This window comes from Bradyrhizobium betae (assembly GCF_004123905.1).
Lineage (GTDB): Bacteria > Pseudomonadota > Alphaproteobacteria > Rhizobiales > Xanthobacteraceae > Bradyrhizobium > Bradyrhizobium betae_A.
This window is the reverse complement of sequence record NZ_MZXW01000015.1, coordinates 1-24,116: the sequence shown is the minus strand read 5'-3', so window position 1 is coordinate 24,116 and position 24,116 is coordinate 1. Positions and strand designations below refer to the sequence as shown.

20 protein-coding genes are annotated in these 24,116 nt (G+C 64.7%); 11 read left to right on the top strand and 9 right to left on the bottom strand.

Annotation, left to right across the window (positions count from 1 at the left end):
• Position 1: 1 nt before the first annotated feature.
• The 9 genes from B5V03_RS07980 (at position 2) to B5V03_RS07940 (ending at position 10,067) form a co-directional block, all read left to right on the top strand.
• Complete coding sequence (locus B5V03_RS07980; protein ID WP_129268891.1) at positions 2-988, top strand: ABC transporter ATP-binding protein; 987 nt, start codon at positions 2-4, stop codon at positions 986-988.
• Entirely contained in the window at positions 985-1,974 is a 990-nt protein-coding gene (locus B5V03_RS07975) for an ABC transporter ATP-binding protein (RefSeq protein ID WP_129268889.1), read from the top strand. Before B5V03_RS07980 ends, B5V03_RS07975 begins: the two co-directional genes overlap by 4 nt.
• An 81-nt stretch (positions 1,975-2,055) precedes the next feature.
• A complete protein-coding gene (locus B5V03_RS07970; protein ID WP_129268887.1) occupies positions 2,056-3,861 on the top strand; it encodes a gamma-glutamyltransferase family protein in 1,806 nt (601 codons plus the stop codon).
• 9 nt (positions 3,862-3,870) lie between these two features.
• Positions 3,871-4,581, top strand: a complete 711-nt coding sequence (locus B5V03_RS07965; RefSeq protein ID WP_129268885.1) for a DUF1028 domain-containing protein — start codon at positions 3,871-3,873, stop codon at positions 4,579-4,581.
• The gene (locus tag B5V03_RS07960; protein ID WP_129268883.1) at positions 4,578-5,567 is read left to right on the top strand and encodes an ABC transporter ATP-binding protein; all 990 of its coding nucleotides are present in this window, start codon (positions 4,578-4,580) and stop codon (positions 5,565-5,567) included. The genes B5V03_RS07965 and B5V03_RS07960 overlap by 4 nt, the downstream gene beginning before the upstream one ends.
• The gene (locus tag B5V03_RS07955) at positions 5,567-6,667 is read left to right on the top strand and encodes an ABC transporter ATP-binding protein (protein WP_164987865.1); all 1,101 of its coding nucleotides are present in this window, start codon (positions 5,567-5,569) and stop codon (positions 6,665-6,667) included. Before B5V03_RS07960 ends, B5V03_RS07955 begins: the two co-directional genes overlap by 1 nt.
• A gap of 24 nt (positions 6,668-6,691) precedes the next feature.
• Positions 6,692-8,203 carry an ABC transporter substrate-binding protein gene (locus B5V03_RS07950; RefSeq protein ID WP_129268879.1) on the top strand — a complete coding sequence of 504 codons (1,512 nt, stop codon included), beginning with the start codon at positions 6,692-6,694 and terminating at the stop codon, positions 8,201-8,203.
• A gap of 31 nt (positions 8,204-8,234) precedes the next feature.
• A complete protein-coding gene (locus B5V03_RS07945) occupies positions 8,235-9,176 on the top strand; it encodes an ABC transporter permease (protein WP_129268877.1) in 942 nt (313 codons plus the stop codon).
• A 3-nt stretch (positions 9,177-9,179) separates the two neighbouring features.
• Positions 9,180-10,067 carry an ABC transporter permease gene (locus B5V03_RS07940; protein ID WP_129268875.1) on the top strand — a complete coding sequence of 296 codons (888 nt, stop codon included), beginning with the start codon at positions 9,180-9,182 and terminating at the stop codon, positions 10,065-10,067.
• Here the strand turns inward: B5V03_RS07940 and cnbZ are convergent.
• From cnbZ to B5V03_RS07895, 9 genes are all read right to left on the bottom strand, one after another.
• Positions 10,064-10,810 carry a 2-amino-5-chloromuconate deaminase CnbZ gene (cnbZ, locus tag B5V03_RS07935; RefSeq protein WP_129268873.1) on the bottom strand — a complete coding sequence of 249 codons (747 nt, stop codon included), beginning with the start codon at positions 10,808-10,810 and terminating at the stop codon, positions 10,064-10,066. The genes B5V03_RS07940 and cnbZ overlap by 4 nt on opposite strands.
• Positions 10,811-10,819: 9 nt before the next feature.
• Positions 10,820-12,070 (bottom strand): adenylate/guanylate cyclase domain-containing protein, encoded by a 1,251-nt coding sequence (locus B5V03_RS07930; RefSeq protein WP_129268871.1) that lies wholly within the window; start codon positions 12,068-12,070, stop codon positions 10,820-10,822.
• A complete protein-coding gene (locus B5V03_RS07925; RefSeq protein ID WP_129268869.1) occupies positions 12,067-12,456 on the bottom strand; it encodes a response regulator in 390 nt (129 codons plus the stop codon). Before B5V03_RS07925 ends, B5V03_RS07930 begins: the two co-directional genes overlap by 4 nt.
• The gene (locus B5V03_RS07920; protein WP_129268867.1) at positions 12,453-14,501 is read right to left on the bottom strand and encodes a sensor histidine kinase; all 2,049 of its coding nucleotides are present in this window, start codon (positions 14,499-14,501) and stop codon (positions 12,453-12,455) included. The genes B5V03_RS07925 and B5V03_RS07920 overlap by 4 nt, the downstream gene beginning before the upstream one ends.
• Before the next feature lie 253 nt (positions 14,502-14,754).
• Complete coding sequence (locus B5V03_RS07915; protein ID WP_129269677.1) at positions 14,755-17,850, bottom strand: MexW/MexI family multidrug efflux RND transporter permease subunit; 3,096 nt, start codon at positions 17,848-17,850, stop codon at positions 14,755-14,757.
• 76 nt (positions 17,851-17,926) lie between these two features.
• Positions 17,927-19,120, bottom strand: coding sequence for an efflux RND transporter periplasmic adaptor subunit (locus B5V03_RS07910; protein WP_129268865.1), 1,194 nt, complete (start codon positions 19,118-19,120; stop codon positions 17,927-17,929).
• Position 19,121: 1 nt separating this feature from the next.
• A complete protein-coding gene (locus tag B5V03_RS07905; protein WP_129269675.1) occupies positions 19,122-19,823 on the bottom strand; it encodes a TetR/AcrR family transcriptional regulator in 702 nt (233 codons plus the stop codon).
• Between the two features lie 139 nt (positions 19,824-19,962).
• On the bottom strand, positions 19,963-20,553 hold the full coding sequence (locus B5V03_RS07900) for a thiamine pyrophosphate-dependent enzyme (protein ID WP_129268863.1): 591 nt from the start codon (positions 20,551-20,553) through the stop codon (positions 19,963-19,965).
• A complete protein-coding gene (locus B5V03_RS07895) occupies positions 20,550-21,104 on the bottom strand; it encodes a phosphonopyruvate decarboxylase (RefSeq protein WP_129268861.1) in 555 nt (184 codons plus the stop codon). Before B5V03_RS07895 ends, B5V03_RS07900 begins: the two co-directional genes overlap by 4 nt.
• Before the next feature lie 106 nt (positions 21,105-21,210).
• On the opposite strand from B5V03_RS07895, the gene B5V03_RS07890 reads away from it, so the two are divergent.
• Together B5V03_RS07890 and rocD are read left to right on the top strand one after the other, a co-directional pair.
• Positions 21,211-22,431, top strand: coding sequence for a cytochrome P450 (locus B5V03_RS07890; RefSeq protein ID WP_129268859.1), 1,221 nt, complete (start codon positions 21,211-21,213; stop codon positions 22,429-22,431).
• Between the two features lie 224 nt (positions 22,432-22,655).
• Positions 22,656-23,870: an ornithine--oxo-acid transaminase gene (rocD, locus tag B5V03_RS07885; RefSeq protein ID WP_129268857.1), complete on the top strand. Its 1,215-nt coding sequence runs from the start codon at positions 22,656-22,658 to the stop codon at positions 23,868-23,870.
• The last annotated feature ends 246 nt before the right edge of the window (positions 23,871-24,116 follow it).

The window sequence follows — 24,116 nt, the reverse complement described above, 5'->3', positions numbered from 1 at the left end:
CATGACCGAACCCGTTCTCTCCGTACGCAATCTCCAGGTGGAGTTCGCCGCCCGCCGCGGCACGTTGCGCGCCATCGACGGCGTCTCCTTCGACATCGCCAAGGGCGAGGTGTTGGGGGTGGTCGGCGAATCCGGCGCCGGCAAGTCCGTCACGGGCCTCGCGGTGATCGGCCTGATCGATCCGCCCGGCCGCATTGCCGGCGGCGAGATTCGTCTCGCCGGCTTGCGCATCGACAATCTGCCGCCGGAGGAGATGCGCCGTATCCGGGGCAAGCGCATCGGCATGATCTTCCAGGATCCGCTCACCTCGCTCAATCCGCTGTACAAGGTCGGCGACCAGCTCGTCGAGACGATCCGGACCCACCTCAATCTGTCCGAGACGGCCGCCCGCCGCCGCGCCATCGACCTGCTCGCCGAAGTCGGCATTCCCGCGCCGGAGAAGCGCATCGACGGCTATCCCCACGAGTTCTCCGGCGGCATGCGCCAGCGCGTCGTGATTGCGCTTGCGATCTGCGCCGAGCCGGAGCTGATCATCGCGGACGAGCCGACCACCGCGCTCGACGTCTCCGTGCAGGCGCAGATCATCTCGCTGATCAAGCGGCTGGGCCGTGACCACGGCACGGCCGTGATGCTGGTGACCCACGACATGGGCGTGATCGCCGAGACCTCGGACCGCGTGGCCGTCATGTATGCCGGCCGTGTCGCCGAGATCGGCCCGGTGCAGGACGTCGTGAAGAACCCACTGCACCCCTACGCCAAGGGCCTGATGGGCGCGATCCCGACGCTTGCCGGCGACGACAAGCGTCTGGTGCAGATCCCCGGCTCGATGCCGCGGCTGTCGGCGATCCCGCGCGGCTGCTCGTTCAATCCGCGCTGCGCATCCGCCTTCGATCGCTGCCGGATCGATAGGCCGGAGCCGCTGCCGCGCGGCACACAGTCGGTTGCCTGCCATCTCTACGACACTGTCCCGGCGGAGAGCGCGGCATGAGCACGCCCTTCGTTCAGGCCACAAATCTGCGCCGCGTCTTCGACGTCTCGAAGCCATGGCTCAACCGCGTGCTCGAAGGGGGGCAGCTCGAATATCTCAAGGCCGTCGATCACGTCACCTTCGACATCAGGAAGGGCGAGACTTTTGCGCTGGTCGGCGAGTCCGGCTCGGGCAAAACCACGGTGGCGCGCATGGTCGTCGGCCTGTTGCCGCCGAGTTCCGGCGACGTCCTGATCGACGGCGTCTCGATGACCGATCCGCGGCAGGCCCAGGCGCGGCGCAAGCTGCGCCGCCGCATCCAGATGATCTTCCAGGATCCCTATGCAAGCCTGAACCCACACTTCCGCGTCGATGCCATCATCTCCGAGCCGATCCGCGCCTTCGACCTGATCCAGGGCGAGCGCGACATCCAGACCCGCGTCGGCGAACTTCTCAGTCTCGTCGGCCTGCATCCGGACGACCGGCTGAAATTCCCGCACGAATTCTCCGGCGGCCAGCGCCAGCGCATTGCGATCGCCCGGGCGCTTGCCTCCGAAGCCGAATTCATCGTCTGCGACGAGCCGACCTCGGCACTCGACGTCTCCGTTCAGGCGCAGATCCTGAACCTGATGCGCGACCTCCAGGACAAGTTCGGCCTGACCTACATGTTCATCAGTCACAACCTCGCCGTGGTCCGCCACATGGCGAGCCGCGTCGGCGTGATGTATCTTGGCCGCATCGTCGAGATCGCCGAGGGCCGCGAACTGTTTGCCCGGCCGCGCATGCCCTACACCAAGATGCTATTGGGCGCCGTGCCCGATCTCGCCATGAGCGGCCGCCAGCGCATTCCGGTGAAGGGCGAGATCCCGAACCCGATCAATCCGCCCCCCGGCTGCGCCTTCAATCCGCGATGCCCGCTGGCGTTCGATCTGTGCCGCAAGGAAGCCCCGGAACTGATCGACGGCGTCGCCTGTCACGCAGTGAACACCGCGCCGGTCCCAGCGTGACGCGTGCGTGCCATGCGGCCTGTGCATTTGGCATCCCAGCATCGGCTGTGATCAATTGCGCGCGCCGCAAATGAGGTAGCCATGGCCAGCAACGTCAATCCCGATCCTTTCACGACGCGCCCCGAGATCGAGGGCACGTTCGGGGTCGTCGCCACCACACACTGGATCGCGACCGCCGTCGGCATGGCCGTCCTCGAAAAGGGCGGCAACGCCTTCGATGCCGGCGTCGCCACCGCCTTCACGCTCCAGGTTGTCGAGCCACATCTGAACGGTCCCGGCGGCGACGTGCCTATTATCGTCCATGACGTGAAGCGCGGCCGCACCGAGGTGATCTGCGGCCAGGGCCCGGCGCCGGCGCGCGCCACCATCGCGCACTACAAGAGCGAAGGCCTCGACATGGTGCCCGGCACCGGCCTGCTCGCGGCCTGTGTCCCCGGCACCTTCGAATCCTGGATGATGCTGCTCCGCGACTACGGCACGATGCGCGTGCGCGACGTGCTGGAGCCCGCGATCTCTTATGCGCGCGACGGCTATCCGCTGGTCGAGCGCGCCTGCGCCACGATCCAGACTGTCGAGCAATTGTTCCGCAAGCATTGGCCGACGTCGGCCGCAGTCTATCTGCCAAACGGCGAAGTGCCGAGGCCCGGCACGCTCTTCACCAACAAGACGCTGGCCGCGACCTACGCCCGGATTCTCAGCGAAGCCGAGAGCGGTGGTGGAGGCCGCGACGCCGAGATCGAGCGTGCGCGCAAAGCTTGGTCGCAAGGTTTTGTCGCGGAAGCCATCGACAAGTTCTGCCGGACCCAAGAGGTGATGGACGTCAGCGGCTCGCCGCATCGCGGCGTCCTCTCCGCCGACGACATGGCACGCTGGCAGCCAACCATCGAGGCCCCACTCACCTACGACTATGGCCGCTACACCGTCTGCAAGGCCGGCGTCTGGAGCCAGGGCCCCGTGACGCTCCAACAGCTCGCGCTCTTGAAGGGATTTGCGCTCGACGGGCTCGACCCGACCGGGCCGGAATTCATCCATCTCCAGATCGAATGCGCAAAGCTCGCCTTCGCCGACCGCGAAAAATTCTACGGCGATCCCAAGTTCAGCGAGATCCCGATCGCAACGCTGCTGTCGGACGCCTATAACGACGAACGCCGCAAGTTGGTTACCGAGAAAGCTTCGCTCGATCTCCGGCCCGGCGCGGTCGAGGGCCTTGGTGGCGTGGTCAAGCTGCGCCGCGCCGAAGGCCAGCGCGAGGCCGTGGGCGCGCTCGGCGCCGGCGAACCGACGGTTGGGCGCTTTGGCGAAGTGCGCGGCGACACCGTGCATTTCGACATCATCGACAAAGCCGGCAACATGGTCTCGTCGACACCGTCCGGCGGTTGGCTGCAATCCTCGCCTGTCATTCCCGAGCTGGGTTTCTGCCTCGGTAGCCGCGCCCAAATGTTCGATCTGGAGGAGAACCAACCGAGCTCGCTCGCGCCGGGCAAGCGGCCGCGCACGACGCTGTCGCCGACCATGGCGCTACGCGACGGCGAGCCGTATCTGGCCTGGGGCTCGCCCGGCGGCGACCAGCAGGATCAGTGGATCACGCAATTTTTTCTGCGCCACGTCCATTGCAACCTTAATCTCCAGGAGGCCATCGACGCGCCGGCCTGGCACTCCGAGCATTTCCCGATCTCGTTCTGGCCGCGCACCGCCCGTCCCGGCGTGCTCGTGGTCGAGAACCGCGTGCCGAAGGCGACGATCGAGAACCTTCGCGAGCGCGGGCATATCGTCGAGGTCGGCCCCGACTGGTCCGAAGGCCGCCTCACCGCCGCCTCGCGCGTCGGGGTGCGCCGACGCGCCGCCGCCAATCCGCGCGGCATGCAGGGCTACGCCGCAGGGCGCTGAAGGCAGCACATGACCTGGTCGATCATTGCGCGAGATTCTGCCACCGGCCAGTTCGGCATTGCGGTCGCGACCCGCTTCTTCGCCGTCGGGGCGCGCGTGCCCTATATCGCCGCCGGCCTCGGCGCGATCGCGACGCAGGCCTTCGTCAATCCCTATTACGGCATCGACGGCGTCAAGCTGCTGCGTGACGGCCTGAACGCACATGACGTGCTCGCCGCCTTGCTCGCGACCGACGATGGCCGCGAGAGCCGGCAGATCCACATCATGGATGCCAGCGGCGAGATCGCCGCGCATACGGGGCGCGACTGCGTCGACTGGTGCGGGCACATCGCCGGTAGCGGCTTCTCCATTGCCGGCAATATGCTCGCGGGCGCCGACGTGCTCGACGAGACCGCAAAAACCTATATCGCCAATGACAGCCTGCCCTTCCCGGCCCGCCTGCTCGCGGCGATGCGTGCGGGCGAGGCAGCCGGCGGCGACAAGCGCGGCAAGCAATCCGCGGCCTTGCTGATCCATGGCGAGGAGGAATGGCCGGTGCTGGACATTCGCGCCGACGATCATCCCGATCCGCTCGGCGAGCTCGAACGACTCGAAAAGGTCAGCCACGAGCTCTGGGTGCATTTCCGCTCTTCCATGCCGACGCGGCGGAACCCGGCCGGCAACACCGATCGCAGCATCATCGACGCCAGCATCGCCGCAGCGCGTGCAAGGTCATCATGAGCGCGAGCCCCCTCATCGAGATTAGGGATCTCCGTATCCGCTTTCACGGTGACGATGGCCGCGTCACCCACGCGGTCGACGGCGTCGATCTCAGCGTCGCCAATGGCGCCACGCTCGGTCTCGTCGGCGAATCCGGCTGCGGCAAGAGCGTGACGTCGCTCGCAATCATGGGATTGCTACCAAAGCAGAGCGCGGAAATATCAGGCGCGATCCGCTTCGACGGCTTTGATCTGCTGAAGACTCCTGACCAGACGCTGCGCGATCTGCGCGGCAACCGGCTCGCGATGATTTTTCAGGAGCCGATGACCTCGCTCAACCCGAGCTTTACAATCGGCGACCAGATCATCGAAACGATTTTGCGTCATCGCGGCGGCTCGCGGAAGAGCGCGCGCCAGCGGGCGATCGAGCTGCTGCGGCGCGTCCACATTCCCTCGCCCGAGCGGCGCATCGACGAATACCCGCATAAGCTCTCCGGCGGCATGCGCCAGCGCGTCATGATCGCGATGGCGCTGGCCTGCGATCCGCGCCTGCTGATCGCGGACGAGCCGACCACCGCACTCGACGTCACCCTGCAGGCGCAGATCCTGGAGCTGATGCGCGAATTGAAGGCGGCAAGCGGCGCCGCGATCATCCTGATCACGCACGATCTCGGCGTGGTCGCCGAAGTCTGCGACGAGGTCGCGGTGATGTATGCCGGCGAGATCGTCGAGCGCGCGCCGGTGGACGAATTGTTCGCCACGCCGCAGCACCCCTACACGGTCGGCCTGCTCGGCTCGATCCCGCGACTCGACCATCGCGCCGAGCAGCTTGCGACCATCGAAGGCATGGTGCCGAACATGGCGCAGCCGCCAGCCGGCTGCCGCTTCGCCGCGCGCTGTCCGTTCGTGCTCGAGGCCTGCACCAGGGCGCAGCCGCCGCTGGTTGAAGTCAGCCCTGGCCACCTTTCGCGCTGCATCCGCGCGCCGCTCGAACTGTTGGTGTCGTGATGGCGCTGCTCGAGGTCGAAGGCCTGGTCAAGCATTTCGTCGCCGAGCGCTCGCTGTTCGGCCGGGCGCTGGCGCATGTCAAGGCGGTCGACGGCGTGTCCTTCTCGCTCGAAGCCGGAATGACGCTGGCGCTGGTCGGCGAATCCGGCTGCGGCAAATCCACCGTCAGCCGCCTGGTGCTGCGGCTGATCGAGCCGGATGAGGGTGCGATCCGCTTCGAGGGCCGCGATCTCCTCTCGCTCGACGCCAACACGCTGCGTGCCTTCCGCCGCGAGGCGCAGATCATCTTTCAGGACCCCTACGCCTCGCTCAACCCGCGCATGACGGTCGGCCAGATCCTGACCGAGCCGCTGGCGCTGCACAACCTCGTGCCATCGGCGCAGCGGCACGAGCGCGTCGCGGAAATCTTGCGGCTGGTTGGGCTAGAGCCGCGGCTCGCGCGACGCTATCCGCACGAATTCTCCGGCGGCCAGCGCCAGCGCATCGCGATTGCCCGCGCGCTCGCGGTCGAGCCGAAACTGATCATCTGCGACGAGCCGGTCTCGGCGCTGGACGTCTCGATCCGCTCGCAAATCCTCAATCTGCTGCGCGAGCTTCAGGACCGGCTTGGGCTGGCTTATATTTTCGTCTCGCACGACCTCGCCGTGGTCAAGCACATCGCCGACCACGTCGCGGTGATGAACCTCGGCCAGATCGTCGAGACGGCCGAGGCGGACGCGCTGTTCGCAGCACCCGGCCATCCCTATAGTCGGGCGCTGCTGTCCGCGATCCCGGTGCCTAAACCGCAGGCAAAGCGCAGCCGGATTGTGCTGCAAGGGGAGATCCCCAGCGCGCTCAATCCGCCGCCGGGGTGCCGCTTCCACACCCGTTGCCCCTATGTCATCGACCGCTGCCGCAGCGAAATGCCACAGCTCGTCCCGGATGGCATCGGACATGCAACGGCCTGCCACCGAACGTCGGAACTGCCGTCCTCCGCGGCGATCGTCCCGTCCGACGGCGGCTTTTCGCCGGTCCTGGAAAAATTGGTCGCCGCCTTCAGCGGCAGCCCGGAAGCAGTCCGCGGCGGCGGGGTTAGTTCATTGGGGACGGACCCGGCCTAGCCCGCGAAACAGAGGTTGAGAGCGATGAGCTTTGTGCGTTTGACAATCCTGGCGTCGGCCCTGCTGACGTCGCTCGCGGGCGCAGTCCAAGCCCAGACCACGCTTCGCATCGGCATCGCCGAGGACCCCGACATCCTCGATCCCAGCATCGGCCGCACCTATGTCGGCCGCATCGTATTCTCCGCCTTCTGCGACAAGCTGTTCGATATCGACGAGAAGCTCAACGTCGTGCCGCAACTTGCGCTGTCCCACGAGACCTCGGCCGACGGCAAGGAGATGACGATCAAGCTCCGGCCTGGCGTCAAATTCCACGACGGCGAGCCGCTGGACGCGGAAGCCGCGAAATTCTCGATCGAGCGTCACATGACGCTGCCCGGATCGTTCCGCAAATCCGAGCTCGCCAGCGTCGATCATGTCGAGGTGGTCGATCCCCTGACCATCAAGCTGGTGCTCAAGACGCCCTACTCGCCCTTGATTGCCCAGCTCACCGACCGCTCGGGCATGATGATGTCGCCCAAGGCGGCAAAGGAAGCCGGCGACAAGTTCGGCCTGCACCCGGTCTGCGCCGGCCCCTACAAATTCGTCGAGCGCGTCCAGCAGGACCGCATGGTGTTCGAGAAATTCGCCGACTACTGGAACAAGGACAACGTCCATATCGACCGCGTCGTATTCCTGCCGATCATCGACGCCACCGTCCGTCTCGCCAATTTGAAGTCCGGCGGGCTCGATCTGATCGAGCGCGTGCTGGCGACCGACATCAAGGACGTGCGCGCCGATTCCAAGCTGGTGCTGTCGACGGCACCGGAGCTCGGCTATCTCGGCCTGACCGTCAACATCGGCAACGACAAGACCAAGGGGCCGCTGAGCCAGTCCGCGAAGGTGCGCCAGGCGCTCGACCTGTCGATCGATCGCGAGGCGCTCAACCAGGTCGTCTTCAACGGCGAATTCACGCCCGGCAATCAATGGGTCAGCCCGACCCATCCCTATTACCAGAAGGCGTTCCCGGTCCACGGCCGCGATATCGCGAAGGCGAAGGCGCTATTGAAGGAAGCCGGCGTCAGCCTCCCCGTGACAGTCGACTACATGGTCCCCAAGGGGACGGAGTATGAGGCCGTTGCGCAGGTCGTACAGTCGATGGCCGCGGAAGCGGGTTTCGACATCAAGATTCGCGTCGTTGAATTCGCGACCACCTTCAAGCAGGCGCAAGCCGGCGAATTTCAGATCTTCCAGATCAACTGGAGCGGCCGCATCGATCCTGACGGCAACTCCTACATCTTCATGCGCAGCAAGGCCCCTCAGAATGACGGCGTCTATTCCAACCCTGACGCCGACAAGCTCCTGGAAGACGGACGAGCGACCTCCAACGTCGACGAGCGCAAGGCGATCTATGAGAAGTTGACCAAGATCCTGCTCGACGATCTGCCCATCATTTACATCTACCACCGCAAGCTCCTGATCGCACACACGACCAAGCTCCAGGGCTACAGGCAGATGCCGGACGGCCTGGTGCGCGTGGTCGGGCTGAAGTTCAAATGATTGCGGCTGCGCCTGGGACGCGAGCCCGGCCATGCTGAATTTCCTCGCCCGCCGCATCGCGCAGATCGTGCCGACCCTGTTCTTCGTGTCGGTGCTGATCTTCTCGCTCCAGCAATTGCTGCCCGGTGATCCCGCGCTGGTGATGGCCGGAGAGGAGCGCGATCCCGCCGTGATCGAGCAGATCCGCCAGCAATACCGGCTCGATCAACCGATCCCGGTGCAGTACGTCTACTGGCTCAAGGGCGTGCTGTCGGGCAATTTCGGCGAGTCGTTGCGCAACAAGATGCCGGTGCGCGAGCTGATCGCACAAAAGTTGCCGGTGACGCTCCAGCTCGGCTCGATGGCGTTCCTGTTTGCGTTCCTGATCGGCGTTCCCGCCGGGATCGTCTCCGCGGTGAAAAAGGGCACAGCGTGGGACTACGGCGCCAGTTTGTTCGCGCTGTGGGGCCTCTCGACGCCGAATTTCTGGCTCGGAATCCTCATGATCTTCCTGTTCTCCATCGAGCTCGGCTGGCTGCCGGCCTCGGGCTATGTGCCGCTCACCGAGAACTGGCGCGCCAGCCTCGCCGCCACCATCATGCCGGCGTTCGTGCTCGGCAACGCGATTTCCGCGATCCTGATGCGGCATACCCGCAGCGCGATGCTCCAGGTGCTTGAGAGCGATTATGTCCGCACCGCGCGCGCCAAGGGCCTCTCCGAACGCTCGGTCATCCTGAAGCACGCGATGCGCAACGCGCTGACACCGATCATCACGCTCGGCGCGCTCGAGCTCGGCACGCTGCTGTCGGGCGCGGTGCTGACCGAACAGATCTTCTCCATTCCCGGCTTCGGCAAGCTGATCGTGGACGCCGTGTTCAACCGCGACTATGCGGTCGTGCAAGGCGTGGTGCTGGTGACGGCCACGGTCTACATCACCCTGAACCTCGTGGCCGACGTGGCTTATATCCTCGTCAATCCGCGGCTGAGAGGCTAGGCGATGACCGACGCAGCACTACCCGCCGGTACCGCCACGCAGGCCTATGAGCTGGACAGCCCGGCCCGTCGCGCCCGGCGGCGGCTGTTCAAGCGCAAGGCCGCCGTGTTCGGGCTCGTCGTGATCACGGCGTTCATTCTGCTTGCTGCGCTCGCCCCACTCGTCGTGCCCTATGATCCCATCGCGACGAGCTGGAGTCTGGTGCGCAAGCCGCCGACCGCGGCGCACTGGCTAGGCACTGACGAACTCGGCCGCGACATCCTGAGCCGTGTCGTCTATGGCGCGCGGGCGTCCCTGATGGCGGGTCTGATCTCGGTCGCGATCGCGCTCGGGATCGGCGTGCCCCTTGGTCTCCTCGCCGGCTATCGTGGCGGCTTTGTCGACGCGCTGATCAGCCGGATCACGGATGCGATGCTGGCCTGCCCGTTCCTGATCCTCGCAATCGCGCTCGCGGCGTTCCTCGGCCCGAGCCTCGGCAATGCCATGATCGCGATCGGCATCTCGGCCACCCCGATCTTCATCCGCCTCACCCGCGGCCAGGTGCTGGTCGTCAAGGCCGAGGATTATGTCGAGGCGGCGCGCGCGCTCGGCAATCCCGGCTGGCGGATCGCGTTCGCGCATATCCTGCCGAACATCCTGCCGGCGCTTCTGGTGCAGGCCACGCTCTCGATCGCGGCTGCCATCATCGCGGAAGCCGCGCTGTCCTTCCTCGGCCTCGGTCAGCAGCCGCCGGCGCCGTCCTGGGGCAGCATGCTCAACGCGGCGCAGCGCTTCCTGACCCAGGCACCCTGGATGGCGATCTGGCCGGGGCTCGCGATCTTCCTCGTGGTGCTGTCGCTGAACCTGCTCGGCGACGGCCTGCGCGACGCGCTCGACCCGCGCCAGCGCTAAATCACCATCTCCCGCATCACGCGGCGGCAATCCATCTCGTATTCGAGATCGACCACCGGCGGCCGGGCGAAATGCCAGGTCAGGCCGGAGCGCAGCGCGCCGCGGCGGACCAGTTCGTCGACCAGCGCGTGGTGAAAGTCGTGCACGGAATAGGCCTGCACGCCGGTCGTGTCTTTCCAGCCGAAGCCGAACGCCGCCATGCGGTTCTCCATCTGCGAGGTCGTGGTGAAGCGCACCTTCTCGCGCAGGCCTTCCGGACTGAGGTCTCGGTAGCGCACGGTGCGCTCGACATAGGTGCCGCTGCCCTCGCGTGCCTCGGCACCACCAGCGATAACAAAGCTCGGGCTCTTCGAGGTCGTTGGGCGCGTGAAGGAGAACGCATAGAACGACGGCTCGGACGGTGGATCGATCTCGGGGCAGACATTGCTGCGCGCCACCGGATTGTTGGTGCCGTCAAAAATGCCCCATTCGGACAGCGTCTTCACATAATGCAGGTTGAACGCGCGAAAGCCCTCTTCGCTGAAGGCCGCCGGCGAGCGCAGCTCGCAGGCGCAGAACGCCGTCAGCGGCCGCCCTGCCTCCTGAATATACTTTGCCGCCAGTGCAAATCCCTCGGCCAGCAGCACCGGCCGATCGAAGCGGACACGCTCGATCTCATAACCGTCGTCCGCAGCAGCACCCGCCGAATACTGGAACACGGACGGAATGAAACGATAATTGCCGGCAGAGAAGTCACTGACCATCTCGAACTCCTAGTCCAGTTGCATGCGAATGTCCTTGGCGCCGTTGAGCAGGCGCTTCAGGTGAAAGCCGGCCAGGGAATCGTCGGCGTGCATGCCGACCAGCGCGGCAAAGGCCGGCATGGCGGCGGCGTCACCGGCCTCCATCTTGGCGAAAGCCTCGGAATAGAGCGCCGTCTCCGGCGCATCGAATCTGGCCTGCGTCAGCGGCTCGAACGCCTGCAACGGCTCGCTGCGGCCACGCAGCATCAGCTCACCCACGGGACGGCCTTGAAAATTCTCGGCCGCCTTGGCGACGCCGGCACTGACGCAGATGCGCGTTCCCAGCTGCTTGTTGGCCGCTTCCAGCCGCGCTGCGATGTTGATGGAGTCCCCATAGGCGGTGTAGTCGAAGAAGCGGTTGCCGCCGAAATTTCCGACCAGTGCCGGCCCGACGTGAATACCAATGCGCGTGGCGCCGAAACTCACGCCCTTGGCCTTCTGGCGCGCGCAAAAATCCTGCGCCCAGGCATCGAGATCGTGGGCGCAGGCGACCGCACGCGTCGCATAATCGGGCTGGTCGCCGGGCGCGTTGAACAACACCAGGAGCGCGTCGCCGATGATCTTTGCGACCGTCCCTTCATGTGCGAACACGATTTCGGTCATTCCGCCGACATATTCGCTGAGAAGCGCGCCCAGCGTCTCCGGCGGCGCGGTCTCGACCAGCGAGGTGAAGCCGGTGATGTCAGTGAAGATGGTCGCGACATCGCGCCACTGCACCTCGATTCCCTCACCGTCTCCGCTTGCCGCCAGACGCTTGGCGAGCTCGGGCGAGAAATGACGCGACAGCGCCGCCTGGGCGCGCTCCGCCTCCATCTGCCGGCGCCGCACCTCGCGCAGCATCTCGATGTGGCGCATGGTCTTCGAAATCGTGGCTTCCAGGTCGACGAAGTCGATCGGCTTGGTCAGGAAGTCGAACGCACCGCGGTTCATGGCCGTGCGGATGTTGCTCATATCGCCATAGGCCGAGACAATGATGGTCGACTTCTTGTCTTCCGCCTCCTGGAGCTTGGCCAGCAGCGACAGTCCATCCATCCTGGGCATGTTGATATCGGACACCACCATATCGACATGCGGATTGTGCTCGAGCGATTGCAGCGCCTCGAGGCCGTCGCGCGCGAACATGATGTCGACGTCCCCGTCGCGGATCTGCCTGCGGAACTTCTGCAGGACCAGCGCCTCGAGGTCCGGCTCGTCGTCGACGAAGAGGATGGTCGCGGTCATGCGGCTTGCTCGAGCCTCGTGTCGATCTGCTGCCGCAGCAGCGCAAAATCGATCGGCTTGGTCAGGAGCCCGACGGCGCCGCGCTCGATCGCCTTCCTGCGCGTCTCCGCGTCGCCATAGGCCGTGATCATGATGACGGGAACATCCGGATGCTCGGCACGCACCTTGGGCAGCATGTCGAGCCCGCTCATGCCGGGCATGTTGATGTCCGACAGGATCAGGATCAGCGAGGGATCACGCACCTCGGCGGCGCGCTTCAGCGCTTCGGGCGCGGACGCAGCAAACTCCATCTGGAAGCGGCCGGCGCGCAGGTCGCGCCGGAACTGCTGCCGGAACAGTGCCTCGACGTCGGGTTCGTCGTCGACGACCAGGATGTAAACGTTCAACTCTTGCCTCCGGGAGTGCCGCCTGCCGCCATCACGCGCGGCAGGATGATGATGAATTCCGTGAATACACCGGGCTTGGTATCCACGTCGATCGTGCCGCCATGCTGCTTCACGACGATGTCATGGCTCATGGACAGGCCGAGCCCGGTGCCCTCGCCGGCCGGCTTGGTGGTGAAGAAGGGATTGAACATCTTCTCCTTCACGTCAGGTGGAATGCCGGTGCCGTTGTCGCGAATCCGGATCTCGACGCTGCCACCAAGATTTTTCGTCGCTGCACGCAGGGTAGGCTCGAAGGTACCCGCAGCGCTTTCCTTGCGTTTGGCAGAAGCATAGAAGCCGTTCGAGATCAGGTTGAGGAAGACGCGCGCGATCTCCTGCGGATAGATGTCGACCATGCCGGCTGCGGGGTCGAAGTCGCGCTCGAGCGTGACGTTGAAGGCAGGTCGTTCGGCACGCGCGCCGTGATAGGCGAGATTGAGGCTCTCCTCCACGACCGCATTGATGTCGCTGGGGCGATGCTCGCCGGAGCCCTCGCGCGAATGCAGCAGCATGTTCCTGACGATGGAATCGGCGCGCTTGCCGTGCTGCACGACCTTTTCGAGATTGCTCTTGAGCATGCCGGTCAGTTCGTCGACCTCCTCCTTCGTCTTGCCGTCAAGCGAGGCCGCTTGCAGGGCCTCGTTGAGCTCGTCGATCAGCTCGGTCGAGACCGAGGAGAAATTGTTGACGAAATTCAGCGGGTTCTTGATCTCATGGGCGATGCCCGCGGTGAGCTGGCCGAGCGATGCCAGCTTCTCGGTCTGAACCAGGCGATCCTGGGCGGCGCGAAGGTCGTTCAGGGATTGCCGCAGCTCTGCGGTCCGCTGCTCGACCTTGTTCTCGAGGTCGGCATAGGATTCCTGCAGGCGCGCGCCCATGTCGTTGAACTGGTCGGCGAGCCCTTCGAGCTCGTCGCCGGTCTTGATCGATATCCGCTGCGCGAAATCGCCGCTGCCGATGCGCTCGGCGCCACTCCGTAACGCCTGGATCGGCCCGACCATGCGGCGCGCCAGAAAAATCCCGGCAAGGACCGCGAAGATCGAGGCCGCGAACAACACGATCGCAAGCCGCTGCAGCGAAGCATAGAGCGCCGCATAGGCCTCCTCGACCGGCAACTCGACGAACATCGTCCAATGCATCGGCGCGATCGGAGCCGATGCGGTCAGCACCTTCTGCCCCTGGATGTTGCGCGCTTCGGGAAGCACGTCGGAGATGGTGCCGCCTTCGGCCTGCGCGGCGCGCACCTGCGCGAGGCCGGACATGTCGGTGTTGCGCAGGACCAGGCTGATATCGGGATGCGCGATCAGGCGCCCCTCCGGGCCGACCACATAGGCGTGTCCGTGCTCGCCGACCTTGATCTGGGACACGACGTCCCAGATCAGCTTGAGATTGACCTCCGCGATGCTGACGCCGGCATCCTTGCGCGCGCCGGCCAGCGCCAGCGTCATGTAGGGCTCTGAGTCCCTGCGGAAATAGACCGGCCCGTAATAGACCTTGTGCGCGACCGCCTCGGTGAACTTTGGGTCGGCCGACAGATCGATCCCGCTGTCGATCGCGTCCATGGCCAGCCGCGAGACCCGCAGGCGCTCCTTGCCGGTCGAATCCACCTGGGCGAGTTCGGTGATCGCGGGGACCTGACGCAACAGACGCAGCGCGTCGAACCGGCGCTGCTCGATCGAGCCCCCCGACCAGGGCAGCTGCGTGGTCCAGCCGAGCTGGCTCTCGATCTCCTTGACGAACTGGCCGATCTTGGCTGCCGCCGCCTCGGCCTGCTCATGCTGAACCCGGATCAGCGCGGCCTTGTGCTCCCGATAATAGAAGAAGACCTCGAACAGGCCGTTGGCAAGCAGCGCAATGGCGACGACGGCCACGAACAGCGCGACATATTTGGTGAACAGCCGCGTCCTGATCCGCGGCCCCGCCGCTTCGCCGGACCCGACGCCATCCGCGGCCGCGCTCGGCAGCGCCCTGGGTTGCGGGGTATCGGGGTGGAGGGAGAGGCTCATCCCACCATACCTAGCAAGAAGGCCGGACGTTGTCTCTCGCCAGCGCGGGAAGGGCTCGCCCTAAAGCATGATCCGGAAAAGTGCGAAGCGGTTTTCCGAAAAGATCATGCGCAAACAACAACCTAAAGCGCGATGACGATTCATCCCAATCTCATTGCGCTTTAGGCCTGACGGCGGCCGCCGCGCCGGGGCACATAAAAAGCGGCGGCAACGGACTGGCCGCTACCGCCCCTCTTGTCCGATTGTTGCGGCCTCAGGTCGGCCGCAGCGCCTTGGCGTTGAGGTCGAGATCGTTGACCTGCTTGTTCCGCTCAGAATCGGCCGCCGCACGGTGGTCGGTTGCCAGCACCACATAGACCGCCGGCAGCACGAACAGCGTGAACAGGGTGCCGATCGACATGCCGGCGACGACCACGAGGCCGATCGAGAAGCGGCTGGCCGCGCCCGCGCCGGTCGCGGTCAGGAGCGGGATCAGGCCGGTCACCATCGCCGCCGTGGTCATCAGGATCGGCCGGAGACGAATGCGGGCCGACATCTCGATCGCGGACCGGCGATCGAGCCGCTCGTTGATCTGGAGCTCGTTGGCGAACTCCACCATCAGGATGCCGTGCTTGGTGATCAGGCCGACCAGGGTTAGCAGACCGACCTGGGTGTAGATGTTCATGGTTGCCATGCCGAAGAACAGCGGGATCAGTGCGCCGACGATCGCCATCGGCACCGAGATCATGATGACGAGCGGATCGCGAAGACTCTCGAACTGAGCCGCCAGCACCAGGAAGATGATGATCAGTGCGAAGCCGAAAGTGATCGCGAGCTGGTTGCCTTCCTGCACATACTGTCGGGAGTCGGCGAGGTAGTCATGGCTGAAGCCCTGCGGCAGATTCTTGGCCTCGCCTTCGAGGAAGTCGACCGCAGCACCGACGGTGACACCGGGCATCGGCACGGCCGAGAAGGTCGCCGAATTGAGCTGATTGTAATGCGTCAGCGAATTCGGATCGGTCCTGGTCTCGATCGACACCACCGTCGACAACGGAAGCTGCTGGCCGGTGTTGGTCGACACGTAGTAGCCGCCGAGCGATTCCGGCGAGAGCCGCTGGCCGCGCGGCACTTGCGGGATCACCTGATAGGAGCGGCCCTCCAGATTGAAGCGGTTGATGTAGTTGCCGCCCAGCAGCACCGCCAGCGCACTGCCGACATTCTGCATGTTGACGCCGAGGTCCTGGGCCTTGGTACGGTCGATCTTCACCGTCACGGTCGGCTGGTTGTAGGCGAGGTCACTGTCGGAAACGATGAACATGCCGCTCTTGCGCGCGGCGGCCTTCAACTTCTCCATCTGCTCGTAGACGGCCTGGAAGCCCGCGGTCGAGTTGATCACCATCTGCACCGGCAGACCGCCCGGCCCACCCGGCAGCGGCGGCAAATTGAACGCAAAGGCCTGGACGCCCTCGATCTTGGAAAGCTCGGCCTGGACCAGTGGCTTCAGCGCAATCGAGGAACGCTTGCGTTCGTCCCACGGCTTCAGCAGCATGCCCGCGATACCGCCCTGCGGCCCGTTGATGCCGTTCAGCACGAAACGCAGATCGGTTTCGGCGAACTTCTGGAATTCCTTGTCGAGCTTCTCGCCGTAGAAATCGACATAGTCGATGTTGGCGTATTTCGGCGCCTTGGTCACCGCGAACACGATTCCCTGGTCCTCCTCAGGCGCCAGCTCCTTCGAGGTGTGCATGTAGAGGAAGCCCACGAGCCCGAGGATCGTCACCGCGAACAGGCCGGTGATGGACTTGTAGTCAAGCGAGCGGTCGAGCCTGCGGCCGTACCAGCGCGTCAGGGCGCCAAATACCCCGTTCACGAGCTTTGCAAACCGGCCCTCCTCCGTGTTCTTCAGCAACACCGAGCACATCATCGGCGACAGCGTCAGCGCGATCACGCCCGACACGATCACGGAGCCCGCGAGCGTGAAGGCGAATTCGCGGAACAGCGAGCCGGTCAGGCCACCGAGGAAGCCGATCGGGGCATACACGGCGGCAAGCGTGATGGTCATCGAGATGACCGGACCGACGATTTCCCGCGCACCTTCCAATGACGCCTGTACCGGTGTCTTCCCTTCCTCCAGATGCCGATGGATGTTCTCCACCACCACGATGGCGTCGTCGACGACGAGACCGATCGCGAGCACCATCGCAAGCAGCGTCAGCAGGTTGAAGCTGAAGCCCAGCATCAGCATCAGCGTGCAGACGCCGATCATCGACAGAGGAATCGTGACAACCGGAATGATAACGGAGCGGAACGACGCCAGGAACAGGAAGATCACCACGATGACGATGATGATGGCTTCGCCCAGCGTCTTCTCGACCTCGTCGATCGAGGACTGAATGAACTTGGTCGAATCGTAGGCGACCTTCATCTTCATCGACGGCGGCAGGTTACGCTCGAGCTCCGGGAACAGCGCGCGCACGCCCTTGACCAGCGTCAACGGGTTGCCTTGCGGAGTCGCCTGCACGCCGATGAAGATCGCGTGCTCGCCGTTGAAGGCTACGCTCGCATCGGTGGTCTGCGCGGCAAGCTCGACGGACGCGATGTCCTCCATCCGCACGAAGCCGCCGTCCTTGGCCTTGACGATCATCTTCTTGAACTGGTTGACGTCGGTCAGGCCCGTATTCGTCGAGATGTTCGAGACGATCAAATAGCCCTTGGTCTGGCCCGCCGCGGACTGGAAGTTGTTGGCGGCGATAGCAGCCGACACATCCGCTGGCGATACGTTGCGGCCGGCCATCTTCATGGGATCGAGCCACAGCCGCATCGCAAAATTCTGGGCGCCGAGGATGTCGGCGGACGCGACGCCATCGACGGTCGACAGCACCGGCTGCACCACGCGCGTCAAATAGTCGGAGATCGCCGAGCCCGACAGCTCGTCGGACGAGAAGCCGAGATACATCACCGCCGTAGTCTGGCCCGTGGTCTTGGTGACGATCGGGTCGTTGGATTCCTTCGGAATCAGATATTTGACCGAGTTCGTCTTGGCCAGCACCTCGGTGAGCGCCTGGTTCGGATCGAAATTCAGCTTGATGTAGACCTGGATCGTCGAGGTGCCGAGCACCGAGGACGAGGTCATGTAATCGACGCCTTCGGCCGAGGCGACGGCCTGCTCGATCGGCGTGGTGATGAAGCCCTGGATCAGGTCGGCGGACGCGCCGGGATAGACGGTCGTGATGTTGATGACCGTGTTCGACAGTTTTGGATATTGTCGGATCGGCAGCGTCGTCGCCGCGCGCAGGCCGATCAGAAGGATCAGCAGGCTGACGACGACCGACAGGACCGGGCGTTTGATGAAAATGTCGGTAAAGCGCATCGCGGCGATCTCGGTTTCGTTGACTTGCAAAGCGCGTGACCCGGCCGTGCCGGATCACGCTGCGACGTGTGCGGCGTCAGTATCGCGGCGGCTGCGCCGGGATAGCCGGCGCCGGGTCGGTCGAAATCGACACCGCCGAGCCCGATTGCAGCTTGAGCTGGCCGACGGCGACGACCTTGTCGCCCGGCTTCAGACCTTTGACGATTTCAGCACGACCATCGACCCGGTTGCCGGTCTGCACGAATGTGCGCACCGCGGAGAGGCTGGTCTTGCCGTCCTCTTCCTTCTTCTCGGTGATCACGAACACGGAGTCGCCGTACAGCGTGTAGTCGACCGCTGTCTCCGGCACGGTGACCACCGCCGGCTTGTCCGGCAGCACCACCGTCGTGGTCACGAACATGCCGGGCTTCAGGATCTTCTCCGGATTGGCAACCGTCGCCTGCACGCGGATGTTGCGGGTGTCGGTGGCGATCTGCGGCTCGATCGTGGTGATCTTGGCGTCGAAGGTGCGGCCCGGATAGGCGTCGACCTTGAGCCGGACCGGCTGGCCGACCTTGAGGTTGCCCGAGTCCTTTTCCGTCACGGTGAAGTTGGCCCACAGCACCGACAGATCAGTCAGCGACACGATGGCCGTGCCGGCCGTCAGATACTGGCCGACCTCGACCTTGCGGACGCCGAGATCGCCGGAGAACGGCGCGCGGACCAGCTTCTGCGAGATCAATGCCTCGGTCTTGGCGATGCCGGCCAGCGCCTGGTCGTAGGCGGCCTGCGCGGAATCGACCGTTGCCTGCGGGCCGAACTGGCGCGATGCCAGTTGCTTGGCGCGATCGAGCGACAGCTGCGCGACGGTCGACTGCGCCTTGTAGTTGGCGAGGTCGCCCTGATCCGGCGCGTCGAACAGCTGCACCAGCGGCGTGCCGGCCTCGACATGGGTGCCCGGCTCGAACTTGATCTCGGTGACGCGGCCGTTGACGTCGGCACTGACATCGACCTGGTGAACGGCGGCAAGGCCGCCGACCGCGGTGAGCAGGTTCGGCACCACCTCCGACTTCGCTTCGGCTGCGCTGACGGCGGTCGGCGGCGGCTTGTTGTTGGCGAAGAACTGCTTGATCATCTGGCCGCGGAAATAATTGAACCAGACGAGACCACCGACCAGCACGCCGAGCAGCGTGCCGACGATGATGAACCAGAGCACCGGCCGGACCGGACGCTTGGGAGCCTTGTTGTCGATCGGTTGGCCCGAAATCTTGTGTTCGGCTACGATGTTCATGTCATGCACTCTCTGCAATCGCGGTCTTGCCCGCACCCACGGCCTGATCGTGGCTCAAATGCGAAGCAATTGCGGCGTCGTTAAGTCCGATACCCCTCAGGAGAAACTCACACAGCTGCCGCTCGAGGTCGTTCGCCTTGCCATACGCGAGGCAAGGCGCGGCCGGCAGCCTGGTCAGCGCAGCCGTCATCAGCGTGTGATGCGCAAACCAGAACAGGTTGAGCGGATCGCCGCTGAATGGCCGCGCGTCACTGCTGGCAACCGCACGCTCGAGCGAGGCGACGAAGATAGCTCCGATCAGCTTCTCGATCTTGGCATATAGCAGACGGGCGAATTCGCCATCATCCAAATGACTCGTGGCCATCAGTCGCAGGCGCTGCGCTTCTTCCTGGTCGGGACCGTCAGCGATGTGGAGGAAGTGCTGGACCATGGCGCGGATCAGCTCGACCAGAGCAGCCGTCGACGGCTGCCGCTCGAGCAGCTCCATCAAGGCCGGGTCCGCCTCGCACTCGTCACTGAGGATCTCGGCGTAGAGCGCCGCCTTGGACGGGAAATGCTTGAACAGCAGCGCCTCGGAAATGGCAGCGGCGGCCGCCACGCTCTTCGTCGTGGTGCCGGTATAGCCGTGTCGGGCGAAGCAGCGTTTCGCGGCACCGAGGATCAATTGACGCCTCAGGTCGCTCGTCATACGCAATGAGCTCATGCTAGTGAGTAAGCACTCACCCACGCAAAAGTCAAGCATTATGCTGCATCGCAACCTGAAAGCGTTGTAAAATCAGTGGAAATTGGCCCGCCTGCACGGCTCGCGAGCAGCACGACGCCCGCAGGCAAACCGTGTGGGCCTAGATCGGCTGGAAGCCGAGGTCGCCGCGGATCCGGTTGACGATGTAGGTCCCGTCCCGGCTCGGCAGGATCCGCTCAAGGCTGGCGCTGTCGATCTTCACATTGGCAAATCGCGGGCCGGCCGAAACGTCGTGGACGGCTTTGGCGAAGGCCTCGACCTCGGCCATGGTCGAGATCGACTCACTGTGCTGGATCCCGCAGGCCCGGGCGACGCCGACGAGGTCGGCGGCGGCCGAGGTATGGCTGGTCTGGCCGCCGGTCTCGCCATAGGCCTCGTTATCGAGCACCACGATCGAGAGGTTGGACGGTTTTTGCAGGCCGATGGTGGCAAGGCTGCCCATGCCCATCAGCATCTCACCGTCGCCGGTGATGACCAGCACCGGCAGCGTCGGCTGCGCCAGCGCCAAGCCCAGCCCGATCATCGCGGCGCCGCCCATGCCGCCCCAGAGATAGAAATTGCGGGCGTGGTCGCCGGCCGCGCAAATGTCGTTGGTGGAGGCCCCGAGGCCGCCGATCGCAACGACGTCCTTGCGGTTCGCAAGCAGCGTCGAGACCACCTGCCGGCGGTCGAGGAGATTGGCCTTGCTCATTTGGTGAAAACCTTGGCGCCGATCAGGCGCTGCGACAGCAGGACAGCGGTGGGCGTCAGCGCGTTGTAGGCCTGCGCCGCGGCCGCCTCCAGCACGGCCGGCACCTCCGCCGCATTCGAGGCGCGCAGCACCTTGACGCCCGAGAGCTCGAACACGCCCTGCGTGGTCGATCCCATCGGCACTTGCCAAGGATTGAACTCGCCCCACTCGCCGCGCATGGTCACGAGGGTGAGGAACGGAAAGCGCAGGATCGGAATCAGCGACAGCATGTTGATGCAATTGCCGACGCCGCTCGACTGCATGAGAAGCACGCCGCGCTGTCCGCCGGTCCAGGCGCCGGCGAGCAGCGCCACGCCCTCCTCCTCCGTCGTCAGCGGGATGCCGCGCATCGTGGACGAACCCAGCACGCGCTGGATCAGTTTTGAATGACCGGCATCGGGCACGTAAGGCACCTGCCGGACGTCGAAGCGTTGCAACGTTGCGAAAATATCGTCGGGCCAAAGAGTACTGGACTCAGGGACCGTGTCGGCAGCATCAGCGCGGGCGTGCATTTTCCTGTCCGGTCGGCTTGCAAATCAGGGCGTGACTGTAGACGGTGATCTGCGCGGCTCGAAAGAGCGAAAACAGCATATCGGTCTCAACCGGCGAGTATGGCGGATGAACGCAAGTGCGAAAGAGCTGGCGGCCCATTTCGATCTGGAGAAGCTGACCGCGGAATTTTACGCCGATCCCTACCCCACTTATCGTGCACTGCGGGAGAACGAACCCGTCAAGCGCCTGCCAAACGGCACCGTGTTCCTGACCCGCTATGACGACCTCGTCACCACCTACAAGAACACAAAATCGTTCAGCTCGGACAAGAAGCGCGAGTTCGCGCCGAAATACGGCGATACCCCGCTCTACGAGCACCACACCACGAGCCTCGTCTTCAACGATCCGCCGGCGCACACCCGCGTGCGACGCCTGATCATGGGCGCGCTGTCGCCGCGCGCGATCGCCGGCATGGAGCCTGATATCGTCAAGCTGGTCGACGGCCTGCTCGACGCCATCGCCACCAAGGGCCAATGCGAGTTGATCGAGGATTTCGCCGCCTCCATTCCCATCGAGGTCATCGGCAATCTGCTCGATGTCCCCCACGACGAGCGCGCGCCGCTGCGCGACTGGTCGCTGGCGATTTTGGGAGCGCTCGAACCTGTCGTGTCGCCCGAAGTCGCCGCGCGCGGCAACAAGGCCGTGACGGACTTCCTCGCCTATCTCGAAACGCTGGTCGCGCGCCGGCGCGAGAAGCCGGGCAATCCCGAGCGCGACGTACTGACGCGGTTGATCCAGGGTGAAGAGAACGGCGAGCGGCTGACCGAGAAGGAGCTGCTGCACAACTGCATCTTCCTGCTCAACGCCGGCCACGAGACCACCACCAACCTGATCGGCAACGGCTTGGTCGCGCTGCACCGGAACCCGGATCAGAAGCAACGGCTCATCGACAACCCCGACATGATCAAGACCGCTGTCGAGGAGATGCTGCGCTACGAGAGCTCGAACCAGCTCGGCAACCGCATGACCACGGAGCGCGTCGAGCTCGGCGGCGTCATGCTCGACGCCGGCACGTCGGTGACGCTGTGCATTGGAGCTGCCAACCGCGACCCCGCGCAGTTTCCCGACCCGGAGAGCTTCGACGTCGCGCGCTCGCCGAACCGGCATCTCGCCTTCGCCACCGGCGCGCATCAATGCGCGGGCATGGCGCTGGCGCGGCTGGAAGGGGCGATTGCGATCTCGCGTTTCCTGGCGCGCTTCCCGAACTATGCCGTGAGCGGCGCGCCGGTGCGGGGCGGACGCGTGCGGTTCCGCGGTTTTTTGAACGTCCCTTGCGCGATCGGGTGAGGCCTCAAACAAAAAAGTCGAAAACAACCCCATGCACAGTAGACGGCGGATCGGCGAACGATGCCCTGTGGCTCCGCAGAACCATTTGACATTTCGGGCAAATCGGGCCGCACCGCGCCATCGACGCATGAAGGCTTCCAAACGGGCAAACTGATGCCCAAATCAATTTGAGCGGGGCCGGTACAGCCGGTTGACGCCGGCGCGCAGCCATGGAGTGACGACAGATGAGCTCGTCGGTTATTGATTTCCTCGCCACAGAAGCGCGCTTCGGCGCCCATAATTACGCGCCGATCGGGGTCGTCCTGTCGCGTGGCGAAGGCGTCTGGGTCTGGGATACCGAAGACAACCGTTATCTCGATTGCCTCTCGGCCTATTCGGCGGTCAACCAGGGCCACTGCCACCCCAGGATCCTGGCGGCGATGATGGAACAGGCACGCAGGCTGACGCTCACCTCGCGCGCCTTCCACAACGACCAGCTCGCCCCGTTCTACGAAGAGATCGCGGCGTTGACCGGCTCCCACAAGGTGCTGCCGATGAACAGTGGCGCCGAGGCGGTCGAAAGCGCGATCAAGTCGGTGCGCAAATGGGGCTATGAGGTGAAGGGCGTGCCGGACGGCCAGGCCGAGATCATCGTCTGCGCCGACAATTTCCATGGACGCACGCTGGGCGTCGTCGGCTTTTCAACCGACCCCGAGACGCGCAAGCACTTTGGGCCGTTCGCCCCGGGCTTCAAGATCATCCCGTTCGGCGACGCCGCGGCGCTGCAAGAAGCGATCACGCCGAACACCGTCGCCTTCCTGGTCGAGCCGATCCAGGGCGAAGCCGGTGTCATCATTCCTCCAGCCGGCTATTTCAACGAGGTGCGGGAGCTCTGCACGGCCAACAATGTGATGCTGGTGCTCGACGAGATCCAGACCGGGCTCGGCCGCACCGGCAAGCTGCTCGCCGAACAGCATGAGGGAATCGAGGCGGACGTGACGCTGCTCGGCAAGGCCCTGTCCGGCGGCTTCTATCCGGTGTCGGCCGTGCTCTCGAACAACGACGTGCTCGGCACACTGCGACCCGGGCAGCACGGCTCGACCTTCGGCGGCAACCCGCTTGCCTGCGCGGTGGCGCGTGCGGCGATGCGCGTGCTGGTCGAGGAAGGCATGATCGAGAACGCGGCCAGGCAGGGCGCGCGCTTTCTGCAAGGCTTGAAAGACATCCGCGCCAACACCATCCGCGAGGTGCGCGGGCGCGGCTTGATGCTGGCGGTCGAGCTGCATCCCGAGGCCGGCCGCGCACGCCGCTACTGCGAGGCGCTCCAGGGCAAGGGCATCCTCGCCAAGGACACCCATGAGCACACGATCCGAATCGCCCCGCCGCTGGTGATCACCGGCGACCAGGTCGACTGGGCGCTGGAGCGGTTCGCCACGACCCTGACGCAGGATTTCTCTTGAGGAGGCGTGCGTCGGAAGATCGGTCACAACCCATAAATCTGTCAGCGCACGGCTTGCCAGAGTCCGCTATGCCTCGATAGCGACCAAATTCTGCAGCGCAGCCAAATGACGCGAAGGGCCGATTGTGTTGAAAAAGGCGACTGTTGCGACGCAGAGGGATCAGTGATTCAGTCAGTCTAATTGGCAGGACTGAAGATCATGATGGGACATCGGCAAGTCGAACAGGCTGCGTTGTTCTACGAGTTC

Excerpts from the sequence above, each read along its gene's own strand:
- B5V03_RS07905 (WP_129269675.1), bottom strand. The coding sequence starts at position 19,823 with ATGAGCTCATTGCGTATGACGAGCGACCTGAGGCGTCAATTGATCCTC.
- B5V03_RS07890 (WP_129268859.1), top strand. The coding sequence starts at position 21,211 with ATGAACGCAAGTGCGAAAGAGCTGGCGGCCCATTTCGATCTGGAGAAG.
- rocD (WP_129268857.1), top strand. The coding sequence starts at position 22,656 with ATGAGCTCGTCGGTTATTGATTTCCTCGCCACAGAAGCGCGCTTCGGC.
- B5V03_RS07915 (WP_129269677.1), bottom strand. The coding sequence starts at position 17,850 with ATGCGCTTTACCGACATTTTCATCAAACGCCCGGTCCTGTCGGTCGTC.
- B5V03_RS07980 (WP_129268891.1), top strand. The coding sequence starts at position 2 with ATGACCGAACCCGTTCTCTCCGTACGCAATCTCCAGGTGGAGTTCGCC.
- cnbZ (WP_129268873.1), bottom strand. The coding sequence starts at position 10,810 with ATGGTCAGTGACTTCTCTGCCGGCAATTATCGTTTCATTCCGTCCGTG.
- B5V03_RS07910 (WP_129268865.1), bottom strand. The coding sequence starts at position 19,120 with ATGAACATCGTAGCCGAACACAAGATTTCGGGCCAACCGATCGACAAC.
- B5V03_RS07965 (WP_129268885.1), top strand. The coding sequence starts at position 3,871 with ATGACCTGGTCGATCATTGCGCGAGATTCTGCCACCGGCCAGTTCGGC.
- B5V03_RS07895 (WP_129268861.1), bottom strand. The coding sequence starts at position 21,104 with ATGCACGCCCGCGCTGATGCTGCCGACACGGTCCCTGAGTCCAGTACT.
- B5V03_RS07960 (WP_129268883.1), top strand. The coding sequence starts at position 4,578 with ATGAGCGCGAGCCCCCTCATCGAGATTAGGGATCTCCGTATCCGCTTT.
- B5V03_RS07970 (WP_129268887.1), top strand. The coding sequence starts at position 2,056 with ATGGCCAGCAACGTCAATCCCGATCCTTTCACGACGCGCCCCGAGATC.
- B5V03_RS07940 (WP_129268875.1), top strand. The coding sequence starts at position 9,180 with ATGACCGACGCAGCACTACCCGCCGGTACCGCCACGCAGGCCTATGAG.
- B5V03_RS07920 (WP_129268867.1), bottom strand. The coding sequence starts at position 14,501 with ATGAGCCTCTCCCTCCACCCCGATACCCCGCAACCCAGGGCGCTGCCG.
- B5V03_RS07950 (WP_129268879.1), top strand. The coding sequence starts at position 6,692 with ATGAGCTTTGTGCGTTTGACAATCCTGGCGTCGGCCCTGCTGACGTCG.
- B5V03_RS07930 (WP_129268871.1), bottom strand. The coding sequence starts at position 12,070 with ATGACCGCGACCATCCTCTTCGTCGACGACGAGCCGGACCTCGAGGCG.
- B5V03_RS07955 (WP_164987865.1), top strand. The coding sequence starts at position 5,567 with ATGGCGCTGCTCGAGGTCGAAGGCCTGGTCAAGCATTTCGTCGCCGAG.
- B5V03_RS07975 (WP_129268889.1), top strand. The coding sequence starts at position 985 with ATGAGCACGCCCTTCGTTCAGGCCACAAATCTGCGCCGCGTCTTCGAC.
- B5V03_RS07945 (WP_129268877.1), top strand. The coding sequence starts at position 8,235 with ATGCTGAATTTCCTCGCCCGCCGCATCGCGCAGATCGTGCCGACCCTG.
- B5V03_RS07900 (WP_129268863.1), bottom strand. The coding sequence starts at position 20,553 with ATGAGCAAGGCCAATCTCCTCGACCGCCGGCAGGTGGTCTCGACGCTG.